General features: G+C 71.0%; 8 protein-coding genes. 7 read left to right on the top strand and 1 reads right to left on the bottom strand.

Features of this window, described 5'->3' with window-relative positions; genetic code table 11:
• The first annotated feature begins 46 nt into the window (after positions 1–46).
• The 3 genes from RIN46_RS06055 to RIN46_RS06045 all read left to right on the top strand — a co-directional run bounded on the left by RIN46_RS06055 (position 47) and on the right by RIN46_RS06045 (position 6,388).
• Positions 47–3,559, top strand: a complete 3,513-nt coding sequence (locus tag RIN46_RS06055; protein ID WP_309080371.1) for an MMPL family transporter — start codon at positions 47–49, stop codon at positions 3,557–3,559.
• Positions 3,560–3,768: 209 nt separating this feature from the next.
• The gene (locus RIN46_RS06050) at positions 3,769–4,449 is read left to right on the top strand and encodes a Maf family protein (protein WP_309080524.1); all 681 of its coding nucleotides are present in this window, start codon (positions 3,769–3,771) and stop codon (positions 4,447–4,449) included.
• 172 nt (positions 4,450–4,621) lie between these two features.
• On the top strand, positions 4,622–6,388 hold the full coding sequence (locus RIN46_RS06045) for a biotin carboxylase N-terminal domain-containing protein (protein WP_309080372.1): 1,767 nt from the start codon (positions 4,622–4,624) through the stop codon (positions 6,386–6,388).
• A 107-nt stretch (positions 6,389–6,495) separates the two neighbouring features.
• Here RIN46_RS06045 and RIN46_RS06040 read toward each other — a convergent pair whose 3' ends face one another.
• Complete coding sequence (locus RIN46_RS06040) at positions 6,496–7,737, bottom strand: ROK family protein (RefSeq protein WP_375141852.1); 1,242 nt, start codon at positions 7,735–7,737, stop codon at positions 6,496–6,498.
• 187 nt (positions 7,738–7,924) lie between these two features.
• Here RIN46_RS06040 and RIN46_RS06035 point away from each other — a divergent pair, with 187 nt between their 5' ends.
• The 4 genes from RIN46_RS06035 to RIN46_RS06020 all read left to right on the top strand — a co-directional run bounded on the left by RIN46_RS06035 (position 7,925) and on the right by RIN46_RS06020 (position 12,880).
• The gene (locus RIN46_RS06035) at positions 7,925–9,196 is read left to right on the top strand and encodes an extracellular solute-binding protein (RefSeq protein WP_309080374.1); all 1,272 of its coding nucleotides are present in this window, start codon (positions 7,925–7,927) and stop codon (positions 9,194–9,196) included.
• Between the two features lie 24 nt (positions 9,197–9,220).
• Positions 9,221–10,138 carry a sugar ABC transporter permease gene (locus RIN46_RS06030; protein ID WP_309080375.1) on the top strand — a complete coding sequence of 306 codons (918 nt, stop codon included), beginning with the start codon at positions 9,221–9,223 and terminating at the stop codon, positions 10,136–10,138.
• Between the two features lie 2 nt (positions 10,139–10,140).
• A complete protein-coding gene (locus RIN46_RS06025) occupies positions 10,141–11,034 on the top strand; it encodes a carbohydrate ABC transporter permease (RefSeq protein ID WP_309080376.1) in 894 nt (297 codons plus the stop codon).
• Between the two features lie 103 nt (positions 11,035–11,137).
• On the top strand, positions 11,138–12,880 hold the full coding sequence (locus tag RIN46_RS06020) for a glycoside hydrolase family 13 protein (protein ID WP_309080377.1): 1,743 nt from the start codon (positions 11,138–11,140) through the stop codon (positions 12,878–12,880).
• Positions 12,881–12,908: the final 28 nt, after the last annotated feature.

The following is a 12,908-nucleotide window of genomic DNA, read 5'->3' as shown; positions in this document are numbered from 1 at the left end:
CGCAGTCGTCGCTCGACGCAAGAACTCAGTCCTCGAAAGGCCTCCCATGGCTTCCTTCCTGTACCGCGTCGGCCGCGCCGCCTACCGGCGACGGTGGTGGTTCATCACCGCCTGGGCGGCCGTGCTGACGCTCGTCGCCCTCTGCGCCGGGCTCTTCATGGGGACGCTGACCAACCAGTTCAGCATCCCCGGGACCGAGACCCAGCGGACCCTCGACCGGCTGAAGCAGGAGCTGCCCGAGGCGGCCGGTGGCAGCGGCACCATCGTCTTCCAGACGGCCGACGGCGAGCCGTTCACGGCGGCCCAGCGCGATGCCGCCTCCTCGGCCCTCGCCGAGCTCGAGACGCTGGACTCGATCCGCGAGGCCCGCGACCCGTTCGCGACGCAGCAGCAGCTCGACGACGCCGTTGCCGAACTGGACGAGGCGCGCTCCCAGCTCGAGGACGGCCGCGCCGAGCTGGAGGACGGTCGACGAGAGCTCGCCGACGGCAAGCAGCAGCTCGAGGACGGGCGCACCGAAGTCGCCTCCGGCTGGGAGCAATTGAAGGCCGGCCAGCAGGAGCTCGCCGAGGGCAGGGCGGAGCTCGAGGCCTCCCGCCCCGAGCTCGAGCAGGCACGGGCCCAGCTCGAAGCAGGCCGTGCCGAATACCGCGCCGGTCAGGAGAAGCTCCAGGCCGGCCGGGAGGAGTACCAGACGGGACGGGACAGGCTCGCCGCGGGCCGGGCCGAGTACGAATCCGGGATGGAGGAGTACCAGCAGGGCCTGAACCGGATCGAATCCGGCCAGCAGCAGCTCTCAGTCGCCGAGCAGGAACTCGCCGCCGGACAGGCGGACGCGGACGCCGGGCGCGCGCAGCATCGGGCCGGCGTGGCGCAGCTGACCTCCCAGCTCCGCGTCGAGTCGCTCGCCGAGGCCCCTCAGGCGCTCGATGCCCAGCAGGCGCAGTTGGACGCTGCCGCCGAGTCCGGTCTGCCGGAGGACGATGTGGCGGCCACGCAGGCGCAGATCGACCAGGCCCGGGCCGGCGTCGCCGAGCTGCAGCGGACCGCCCAACAGCTCGAGGCCGGCCAGGCCGAACTCGACCGGGGCCGCGCCACCCTCGAGTCCAAGCGACGGGAGCTCGCCGCCGGCGAGACCGAACTGGCCGACTTCAAGCAACAGCTCGATGCCGCCCAGAAGGAGCTCGAGGAGGGCCAGACCGAGCTGGACCGGGCGAAGCAGCAGCTCGCCGAGGGCCAGGCAGAACTGGATGCGGCCGCGGCGCAGCTCGCCGAGGGCGAGGAGCAACTGGCCGCCGGCGAGCGCCGGTTCGCGGCCGGGCAGGCGGAGATCGAGGCCGGCGAGGCCGAGATCGCGGCCAACGAGCAGCGCCTCATCGAGGCGGAGGAGAAGTTGGAGTCCGAGTCCGCCCGCCTCCCCGCGGCCGAGGCCGAGCTCGCCGACGCCGAGCAGGAACTCGCCGAGGCCGAGGAGCAGATCGGCCTCGGTGCCCGCCAGGCCGCCGCCAGCGAGGGACTCCGCTTCGTCTCCGAGGACGGCACGACGGCGGCCGCCGCCATCCAGCTGGTCGGATCGTCCGACGCGCTGACGCCGGAGCAGCGCGAGCGGATCCAGCGCGTCGCCGGCGCCGTCGCGGGCGAGGGCGTCGACGTCCACTACTCCAAGGAGATCATCCAGGACCTCAGCGAGGTCTTCGGCGCCGCCGAGATCGTCGGCATCGTCATCGCCGCGGTCGTCCTCTTCGTCATGCTCGGGACCGTCGTCGCCGCCGGGCTCCCGCTGCTCGTCGCCGTCCTCGGCGTCGCGGTGGGCGTCGGCTCGACCATGGCTCTCTCGAGCGTGATCGAGATGGCCTCGATCACCCCCGCCCTCGCCCTGATGCTCGGCCTCGCCGTCGGCATCGACTACTCCCTCTTCATCGTCCACCGGCACCGGCGACAGCTGCTCGAGGGCATGGGGATGGAAGAGTCCATCGGCCGCGCGACCGGCACCAGCGGCAACGCGGTCGTCTTCGCGGGCCTGACCGTGGTCATCGCGCTGGCGGCCCTGGTGGTGCCCGGCCTCCCGTTCCTCTCCATCCTCGGCCTCTCCGCGGCGTTCACCGTCGCCGTCGCCGTCGTCATGGCGGTCACGCTGACGCCGGCGATCCTCGCCGCCCTCGGCGAGCGGCTGCTCTCGCGCAGAGCCCGGACCTCGGCCGCCGTGGCACGGGACTCGCTGGCCGGGCCGTCCCCCTCCCCGGGGCCACCCGCCGGCGGCGACGCTCCGGAGTGGACGGGAACCTCCGGCACGGCCGGTCCGGCATCGCCGCGCGGCTGGGGCGCCATCGCCACCCGCCGCCCGTGGCTGACCGCCGTCGTCTCGGTCGCGATACTCGGGATCCTCGCCCTGCCCGCGCTCGACCTGCGGACCGCTCTGCCCGACGGCGGCGCGGAGCCCGAGGGCTCCAGTGCGCGGATCGCGTACGACGAGGTGAGCGACCGATTCGGCGCCGGCTACAACGGGCCGCTCATGGCCGTCGTCGACCTCCCCCGGGCTGCCGACGGCTCGCCGCTGGGCGCCGACGCGGCGCTCGACGCGAACCTCGACGTGGCCGGTCACCTGCGGGGTCTGGACGGCGTCGTCGCCGCCGTTCCCGTGGCGACGAACGCCGAGAACACCGTCGGCGTCCTCCAGATCGTCCCGGAGACGGGGCCGGCGGACGAGCGGACCGAGCAGCTCGTCCACGAGCTGCGGGCCCAGCAGGGCGCGATCCAGGACGCCACCGGCTCGACGGTCTCCGTGACCGGGCAGGTGGTGGGCCAGATCGACGTCTCGGAGAAGCTCGCCGAGGCGCTGCCGGTCTACCTGGCCATCGTCGTCGGGCTCTCGCTGATCCTGCTCCTGCTGGTGTTCCGGTCGATCGTCGTCCCGTTCCTGGCGACCGCCGGATTCCTGCTCTCGCTCTTCGCGGCCTTCGGCGCCACCGTGGCGGTGTACCAGTGGGGCTGGCTCGGTGGCGTATTCGATGTCAGCGCGCCCGGACCGATCATGAGCTTCCTGCCGATCCTGCTCACCGGCATCCTGTTCGGCCTGGCCATGGACTACCAGGTGTTCCTGGTCTCCGGGATGCGGGAGGCCTATGCCCACGGCGGGGACCCGCGCTCGGCCGTCACGTCCGGCTTCCGCCACGCCGCGCCCGTGGTCACCGCGGCCGCGCTGATCATGGCGAGCGTGTTCGCCGGGTTCGTCTTCAGCCACATGACGATGATCCGGGCCATCGGGTTCTCGCTCGCCGTCGGCGTCCTGTTCGACGCGTTCGTGGTCCGCATGACGCTCACCCCGGCGGTCATGCACCTGCTCGGCCGCCACGCCTGGTACCTGCCGCGCTGGCTGGACCGGATCCTGCCGGATGTCGACGTCGAGGGCGCCAGGCTGCAGCCGGGGGCCGCGCCGCACGGACCGTCCGACGACGGCGCGCTCGGAGTCGACGAGGCCTTCGGCCCCGGCGGCTTCTACGAGCGGACGCCGGCATCGCGCACAACGAGCGAGCTGCCGATGCCCAGCACGCGGGGGTAGGGAGCTGACCGGGATCTGCCGGCGGGAACCGAGCGCAGGGTCCAACGGTCGCAGGGTCCCCACGGCGCAAAGCCCCCACGGCGCAAATCCCCCACGGCGCAGGGTCCCCACGGCGCAAAGCCCCCACGGCGCAGGGCAGCGTATACGGTGGTGGCATGACCGAGAATGCGGCCGCGCCCGATCCCACCCCGTCCGACTCCGCCGAGGAACTGCCCCTGCTCGTGCTCGCCTCGCAGTCCCCTGGCCGGGCCCGCGTCCTGCGCGAGGCCGGCATCGCCTTCGAGGCGATCGTCTCCGAGGTCGACGAGGACGCGGTCGTCGCCGAGGCCGAGGCGAAGTACGGAGAGCACTCCGCCGCGGACACGGCGCTGCTGTTGGCCCGGGCCAAAGCCGAGGCCGTCGCGGCGCTCGATGCCGCCGACGGCGCCGTGGTCCTCGGCTGCGACTCGGTGTTCGAGCTGGACGGCGTCGCTTACGGCAAGCCGTACACCGCCGACGTCGCGACGGAACGGTGGAAGCAGATGCGCGGGAGGACCGGCGTCCTGCATACCGGCCACTGGCTGATCGACAACCGCGCCGGGGACGAGGTCCTCGACGCCGACCCGTCCTCCCGTGAGGACCAGGACGACGACGGCGGCACCGGCGCGACGCTCGGAACGGTCACGTCCGCGTCCGTCACCTTCGCGCACGCCGACGACGACGAGATCGCTGCCTACGTCGCCACCGGCGAGCCGCTTCCCTGCGCGGGCGCCTTCACGATCGACGGCCGCGGCGCCGCCTTCATCGAACGCATCGAGGGCGACCCGCACACGGTGGTGGGGCTCTCCGTCTCGACGCTGCGCGCCCTGCTCGAACCGGCGAACCTCGCCATCACGGACCTCTGGGAGTAGCGGGCCGCCACGCCGGAGCGGACCACTCCAGGATGCCCTTCCACGGGCCGTCTCGTTTGTAGGCTCCCTACAAAAACACGGACGCGGCGTGCGGCAGGAGCCCGCGACAGCGGTCGGGAACCGACAAAGGGAGTAGGCTCCTTCCTGTCCAAGAGAAGGAGAACTCCTGCGCATGGCCAAGCTGTCCAAGGTCCTCATCGCCAACCGCGGCGAAATCGCTGTCCGCGTCATCCGCGCCGCCCGTGACGAGGGAATCACCTCCGTCGCCGTCTACGCCGACCCGGACCGCGACGCCCTGCACGTCCGTCTCGCCGACGAGGCGTTCGCCCTCGGCGGCGCGACCGCCGCCGACTCCTACCTGGACATGGACAGGCTCCTCGACGTGGCGCGCCGTTCCGGCGCCGACGCCGTCCACCCCGGGTACGGCTTCCTCTCCGAGAACGCCGACTTCGCGCAGAAGGTCATCGACGCCGGCCTGACCTGGATCGGCCCGTCCCCGGACGCGATCTCCAAGCTCGGCGACAAGGTCCAGGCCCGCCACATCGCCGAGAAAGTCGGTGCCCCGCTGGTCCCGGGCACCAAGGATCCGGTCGAGTCGACCCAAGAGGTCCTCGACTTCGCCGATGCCCACGGCCTGCCCCTGGCCATCAAGGCCGCTTACGGCGGCGGCGGCCGCGGGATCAAGGTCGCCCGGCGGCGCGAGGAGATCCCCGAACTCTACGACTCCGCCGTGCGCGAGGCGACCGCTGCGTTCGGCCGTGGCGAGTGCTTCATCGAGCGCTTCCTCGACGCTCCCCGGCACGTGGAGACCCAGTGCCTCGCGGACGTCCACGGCAACGTCGTCGTCGTCTCCACGCGCGACTGCTCTCTGCAGCGCCGGAACCAGAAGCTCGTGGAGGAAGCCCCCGCGCCCTTCCTCTCCGACGAGCAGAACGCCCGCCTCTACGAGGCCTCGAAGGCGATCCTCCAGGAGGCCGGCTACGTCGGCGCCGGCACCTGCGAGTTCCTCGTCGGCCAGGACGGTGTGATCTCCTTCCTCGAGGTCAACACGCGGCTCCAGGTAGAGCATCCCGTCTCCGAGGAGGTCACCGGCCTCGACCTGGTGCGCGAGCAGTTCCGCCTGGCCCGCGGCGAAGAGCTCGGCTACGCCGACCCGGAGATCCGCGGCCACTCCTTCGAGTTCCGCATCAACGGCGAGGACGCGGGCCGGAACTTCATGCCGGCCCCCGGCACCATCTCCACGCTGAAGCTCCCCACCGGCCCCGGCGTGCGCGTCGACTCGGGCGTCGAGGAGGGCGAGACCGTCTCGGGCAGTTTCGACTCGATGATCGCCAAGCTGATCGTCACCGGCTCCACCCGCGCGCAGGCCGCCCAGCGTGCCCGCCGCGCCCTCCGTGAGTTCATGATCGAAGGCATGCCCACGGTCCTCCCGTTCCACGAGGCCGTCATGGCCGACCAGGCGTTCGTGCCGGCCGAGGGGCCGTTCAGCGTCCACACGCGCTGGATCGAGACGGAGTTCCAGAACGAGATCGCCCCGTTCGATGCGGCGCAGTCCGCCCAGGCGGCCGAGGACGACGGCGAGCGTCAGGCCATCACGGTGGAGGTCGGCGGCAAACGTCTCGAGGTGGTCCTGCCGGCCGGGCTCGGCTCGGTCGCGGCCCGTTCCAACGGCAAACCCAAGCGCAAGCGGTCGGCGCGGACCAGCTCCGCCGCAACGGTCTCCGGCGACGACCTCACCAGCCCCATGCAGGGCACGATCGTCAAGGTCGCCGCGCAGGCCGGCGACGAGGTGGCCGAGGGCGACCTGATCGTGGTCCTCGAGGCCATGAAGATGGAGCAGCCGCTCACCGCCCACAAGGGCGGCATCCTGGAGGGCCTGGAGGCGAAGGTCGGGGACACGGTGAACGCCGGCGCGGTCATCGCCACCATCGCCGACTGACGCTCCCCGCTCAGTGACGACGGCGCCGCCCACCCCTCGGTGGGCGGCGCCGTCGTCGTTCGGGCGGCGCGCAAGAGCCGCCGCCGCGGATGGACCGGCTCCGGCGGTCAGGAGCTGCCGGTGAGAGCCGAGGCGCGAACGAGCCGGACGGCGGACTCGACGGCACCGCGCAGCACCACGTCCTCGCCGAGGTCGGAGGCGACCAGTTCGGCCCAGGACATGGTCGACTCGTGCCCCATGATCTCCCGCGCCCGTTCCAGCACGGGCTGCGCCGAAGCGGCGACGGCACCGGCGACGATGATCCGGTCCAGGTCCAGGAGGCCAGAGAGGAGCATGGCGACCTGGGCCAGCGTCTGAGCCAGCTCCTCGACGATCGAGGCGGCCAGCGCGTCGCCCTCGCGCGCGGCCGCGAAGACGTGTTCTGCGCGCACCCCGTCGGAGGGCAGGGCGGCGAGCGAGCTCCCCGCGAGCCGTCCGTCGGCTCCGGCGCGCGCGACCTCCTGCCGGGCGCGGTAGGTCATTCCGTGCGGATGGCCGACACCGGTGACGAGGTCCAGCACCCGCATCTCGCCGACGCCGCCGCGGCGACCGCGCAGCAGGTGGCCGTCGATCACGATCCCGGCGCCGAAGCGCTCACCGGAGAGCAGCGTGGCATAGGTGCGCACTCCCGCATTCACCCCGACCGATGACTCGGCCACCGCGGCGAGATTCGCGTCGTTGTCGGCGATCGTCTGCCACGGGCGCTCGGCGAAGACGGTGACGAGGTCCGGGTTCATGCGCGGCCAGAAGTTGTCGAGCACGTCGGATGGGGAGCGGCCCTCCGCGTCCACCGGCGCGGGGACCCCGAGGGTCACCGCCGAGACGTCGTCGTCGCCGAGCCCGGCGTCCGCCAGGAGGTCTTCCACGAGCTGCTCCAGCTTCCTGCGCCGCACGGCTCCACTCGCCTCGGGATCGGGGCTGCAGCGGCACCGGTGCACCTCGGCGCCGCGCAGGTCGGCGAGCACCGCCGTCATCGTGTGCTGCCCGGCGTCGACGCCGACGACGTGGGTGCTCGCGGGGTTGAATGAGTAGCGGAGGGCCGGCCGCCCCTTGGCGGTCACCCCGGCCGCGCGCGAGTCGCTGGCCTGCTTCAGCCAGCCGGCGCGCTCGAGGTCCTTGCAGAGACCGAGCACTGTCGCACGGGTGAGCCCCGTCAGCGCCATCAGGTCCGACGCAGTGAGCGGACCCCGGGACCAGGCGGCCTCGAGGAGCCTGCGGGCGTTCTCCGTGCGCGGGGACGGGGCCGCCGACGCGGGCGCGGACGCGGAAGGGCCGGAAAGGTCCGCGGCGGAGACCGCAGACGCCCTCAGTGGCGAAGCCGCCGGGACCGGGGGTTCTCCCCCCGACCCCTGCACCGTCCGATCGACTGCGACATATTTCACTCCACGAGTATAGGCAGGCTTTGATTTGGATGATAAATTTAATCCCGCAATCATGTGGTGCTCATCACAGGGGCCCGACGCCCGGGTCTTCCTCTACTCCACAAAGGAGACGAGTATGGCTACACCGCAACCTCCGACCGTGTCCCGGCGGCGCTTCCTCGCCGGGGCCGCGGGGCTCGCCAGCCTCGGCCTCGCCGGATGCTCCGCGGACGCCGCCGAGGCGACCGAGATCCGCTTCTACCAGACCAAGCGCGAGGTCATCCCGTACATCGGCGACCTGCTCGAGCAGTTCCGCTCCGAGCATCCGGGGATCCGACCGATCCACGACACCAGCGAGGGAACCCTCAACGGTCAGTTCGTGCGCAGCTCGCCGCCGGATCTGGCCCTCCAGCTCTACAACTACGAGATGGCGCGCTTCCAGGAGCGCGGGGAGCTGAGCGATCTCTCGGATCTCCCCGAGGCCGCGATGATCACCGACTCGGTGAAGGAGCAGCTCGAGCTCTACCCGACCTACCCGGGGCGCCTCTCCGTGCTGCCCTACTCGATGATGTCCGCGGCGGTGGTCTACAACCAGGAGATCTTCGCCCAGCACGACGTCGAGGTCCCCACCACGCACAGCGAGTTCATCGCCGCCTGCGAGACGTTCCAGGACGCCGGGGTGACGCCGATCTATGGCACGTGGGCGGACCCCTGGACCATCGCCCAGGGCCTCGTCGACTACACGGTCGGCGGAATGGTCGACGTCATCAACCTCTTCCAGCAGCTCCGCGACCTCGGGCCGGACGTCGGGCCCGACTCCCGCGTCTCCTTCAGCAAGGTCCTGCGCGAGCCGCTGGAGAAGATGCTCGCCCTGCTGCCCTACCACCAGGGGGACGCCAACGGACGCAACTACGGCGACGGCAACAACGCCTTCGCCAACGGTCAGGCGGCCATGTACCTGCAGGGCCCGTGGGCCCTCGTGGAGATCGGGAAGATCAACCCGGACGCGCAGGTCGGCACGTTCCCACTGCCGATGACCGAGGACCCCGCCGACAACAAGGTCCGCGTCAATCTCGACCTCGCGCTGTGGATCCCGGAGCACGCGAAGCACCGGGACGAGGCCCGCGAACTGCTCCGGTTCCTGGCCCGGCCCGAGATCCAGGACGCCTACAACGAGTTCGCGCTCGGCTTCGGCGTCCGCACGGATGCCCCTCCGGTCAGGGACCCGCGGATCGCGCCGATGCAGCCCTACGTGGACCGCGGAGCCGTCTACCAGGGAGTCTCCCAGGGCATCCCGACGAACATCCCCTTCTACAACTACTGCCAGGACGTCGTCTTCGGAGCGGATCTCGAGCGGATGCTCGCCACGCTCGACGCCGACTGGGCCCGTCTCGCCAAGCGCGCCTGACCGGCGGATCACTCAAGGAGCATCATGACCCTCACGTCAACTGAGGCGCCGACGGCCACCGCGCCGGCCGGACTGAGGCCGACCCCGAAACGCCGGCCCGACGCCACACACCTGTTCTTCCTCCTGCCCACGCTCATCGCCTTCACACTGTGCATCGCCCTTCCGGCCGTCATGGGCGTCTTCTTCAGCTTCACCAACTCGGTCGGCTACGGCGAGTGGGACTTCGTGGGGCTGGCGAACTACCAGCTCATGTTCACCGACCCGGCGATCATGGCCTCGTTCTGGTTCACGCTCTGGTTCTCGGCCGTGACCGTCGTAGCCACCAACGTCGTCGCGTTCCTCCTCGCGGTGGGACTGACGGCGCAGATCCGTGCCCGCGTGCCCCTGCGGGCGATCTTCGTGATCCCGATGGTCGTCTCCCCCATCATCATCGCGTTCGTCTTCCACTTCCTCTTCGCCAAGACGCTTCCGACGGCGGCACAGGCCGTGGGCTTCGGCCCGCTCGAGGAGAGCATCCTCGCGAATCCGGACCTCGCATGGCTGTCGATCGTGATCGTCACCGCGTGGCAGGCCGTGCCCCAGGCCCTGCTCATCTTCATCGCGGGCCTCCTCGCCATCCCGGCCGACCTCTACGAGGCCTCCGCCCTCGACGGCGCCGGCCCGTGGAAGCAGATGAAGATGATCACCATCCCCCTCATGGCCGGCTACATCGGCATCAACGTGATCATCACCTTCAAGAACTTCCTCAACGCCTACGACATCATCGTGGGCCTGACCGACGGCGGCCCGGGAACCTCGACCCGTTCGGTGGCCATGACGATCTTCTCCGGCTTCGAGACCGGTGACTACGCCTACCAGATGGCCACCGCCACGATCTTCTTCCTGATCACCCTGGCCATCGCCGTCGTGCAGCTGCGCCTGATGCGCCGAAAGGACCAGTGACCATGTCAACGCGGACCATCGAATCGATCGGGACCACCCGCAGGGTCCCCACCAACCGCTCCAGGGCGCGGCTCGGCCGGGACAAGTACAACCTGCCGCTGACCCTCGGCCTCGCCGTGTGCACCCTCGCGGTGCTCGTCCCCTTGTTCGTCACCGTGTCCATGGCGTTCAAGACCGGTGCCCAGGCCGTCCAGGGCGAGGCGTTCGCGTTGCCGAACCCGATCAGCGTGGAGGGCTTCGTGGAGGCCTGGCGGCTGACCGACTTCCCGGTCTCCTTCGGCCTCTCCGTCCTCGTCTCCGCCATCGCCGTCGCGGGGGCCGTCCTGATCAGCAGCATGGCGGCCTACGCGATCCACGCCAACTGGGAGCGCCGCTTCTTCAGGTTCGCGTTCTTCTACCTCCTGGCCGCGATGTTCCTGCCGTTCCCCGTGCTCGCTCTCTCGCAGATCAAGCTCAGCGGACTCGTCGGGCTCGACACCCCGCTCGGCGTGGGCATCCTGCATGTCATGTTCATGCTGGGGTTCAACGTCCTGCTGCTGACCACGTTCCTCCGGAACATGCCCGGCGAACTGGAGGAGGCCGCCCGCATGGACGGCGCCTCGACCGGGCAGACGTTCTGGCGGATCATCTTCCCGGTGCTCTCCCCGATGGCCGCGACGGTGGGGATCTTCGCGTTCCTCTTCTCCTGGAACGACTTCATGATGCCCTCCATGATCATCTCGGATCCGAGCCTGCAGACGCTGCCGGTGGTGAACCAGCTCTTCCAGAGCCAGTTCAGCAGCAACTACCACGTGTCCTTCGCGTCCTATCTCATGGCGATGGCCCCGGCGATCGTCGCCTTCGTCTTCACGCAGCGCTGGGTCCTCTCCGGAGTGACCCAGGGCGCCGTGAAGTAGTCCCCCGTCCGACGGCGCCGGCCCGACGGACGGGCCGGCACACCGACCACACCCGACGACTCAGTCCCCTACCGACTCATTCACGGACCGAAAGGAAGTCCCCATGACCCTGACCCAGCAGAACGACGCCCAGCAGAACGACGCCCAGCAGAACGGCGCCGAGCAGGCCGACGTCACGGGCGCCGTCGTCGCCCCGACGGACTCCACCGCCACCTGGTGGCGCCAGGCGGCGGTGTACCAGATCTACCCGCGCAGCTTCGCCGACGCCAACGGCGACGGCATCGGGGACCTGAAGGGCATCATCTCCCGGGTCCCGTACCTCGCCGAGCTCGGCATCGACGCCGTCTGGCTGAGCCCGTTCTACCCCTCCGCGCTGGCCGACGGCGGATACGACGTCGCGGACTACCGCGACGTCGACCCGCGCATCGGCACGCTCGAGGAGTTCGACGAGATGGTCGCCGCCCTCCACGCCGAGGGCATCAAGGTGGTGGTGGACATCGTGCCGAACCACTCCTCGAACGACCACGCGTGGTTCCAGGAGGCCCTCGCCGCCGGTCCCGGGAGCCCGGAGCGGGAGCGCTACATCTTCCGCGACGGCCAGGGCCCGGACGGCTCCGAGCCGCCGACGGACTGGCAGAGCATCTTCGGCGGACCGGCCTGGACCCGGGTGGAGGACGGGCAGTGGTACCTGCACCTCTTCGCCTCCGAGCAGCCCGACTTCAACTGGGCCAACCCGGAGGTGCGCGCCGACTTCCTGGAGACCCTGCGCTTCTGGTCCGACCGCGGCGTCGACGGATACCGCATCGACGTGGCCCACGCGCTGACCAAGGACCTGACCGATCCGCTGCCGTCGAAGGCGGAGCTGGACGCCATCCCGCGCGGCGGCGGCCAGCACCCGATCTGGGACCGCGACGACGTGCACGAGATCTACGCCGAGTGGCGGAAGGTCTTCGACGCCTACGACCCGCCCCGGACCGCCGTCGCGGAGGCCTGGGTCGAGCGCCACCGCCGCCCGCGGTACGCCAGCGCCGACGGGCTCGGCCAGGCGTTCGAGTTCGACCTGCTGACGCAGGAGTTCGACGCCGCCGCGTTCAAGGAGGTCGTGGTCGACAGCCTCGCGCTGGCCGCCGAGTCCGGCTCGTCGTCGACGTGGGTCCTCTCCAACCACGACGTCGTCCGGCACGCCACCCGGTACGGCCTGCCGCCGCTGTCCGCCGCCGTCGGCAGCACCGAGCAGGACCTGAAGCAGGGCGCGGCCTGGATTCTCGCCGGGGCGCCGGAGGACCAGCTGGACCGCACCCGCGGGGAGCGCCGGGCTCGCGCCGCCTCGCTGTTCGAGCTGGGGCTGCCCGGTTCGGCCTACCTCTACCAGGGCGAGGAGCTGGGGCTGCACGAGGTCGGGGACATCCCCGACGAGGCCCGCCAGGACCCGGCCTTCTTCCGCAACCGCGGCGTCGAGAAGGGCCGCGACGGCTGCCGCGTCCCGCTGCCGTGGACGCGCGCGGGCTCGTCCTTCGGGTTCGGCGACGGCGACGCGCACCTGCCGCAGCCGGCCTGGTTCGGCGACTACTCGGTCGAGGCGGAGTCCGGCGTCGAGGGCTCGACTCTCGAGCTGTACCGGACGGCGCTCCGCCTCCGGCGCGAGCTCCAGACGGAGGAGCGCCTCGAGTGGGTCGAGACCGGGCGCGAGGACGTGCTGGCGTTCCGCCGGCCGGGCGGGTGGCTGACGGTCACGAACTTCGGCATCGAGCCGTTCCCGCTGCCCGAGGGCGACGTGCTCGTCGCCAGCACGGAGGTCACGGGCAGCGCGCTGCCGGGCGAGTCGACGGCCTGGCTCCGCCAGTAGCGCCCCCGCAAGCGTCAGAGACGACGGG

The organism is Zhihengliuella sp., from assembly GCF_031178195.1.
Lineage (GTDB): Bacteria > Actinomycetota > Actinomycetes > Actinomycetales > Micrococcaceae > Zhihengliuella.
The sequence above is the reverse complement of the archived record's forward strand: the minus strand, read 5'-3'. Positions and strand labels throughout refer to the sequence as shown.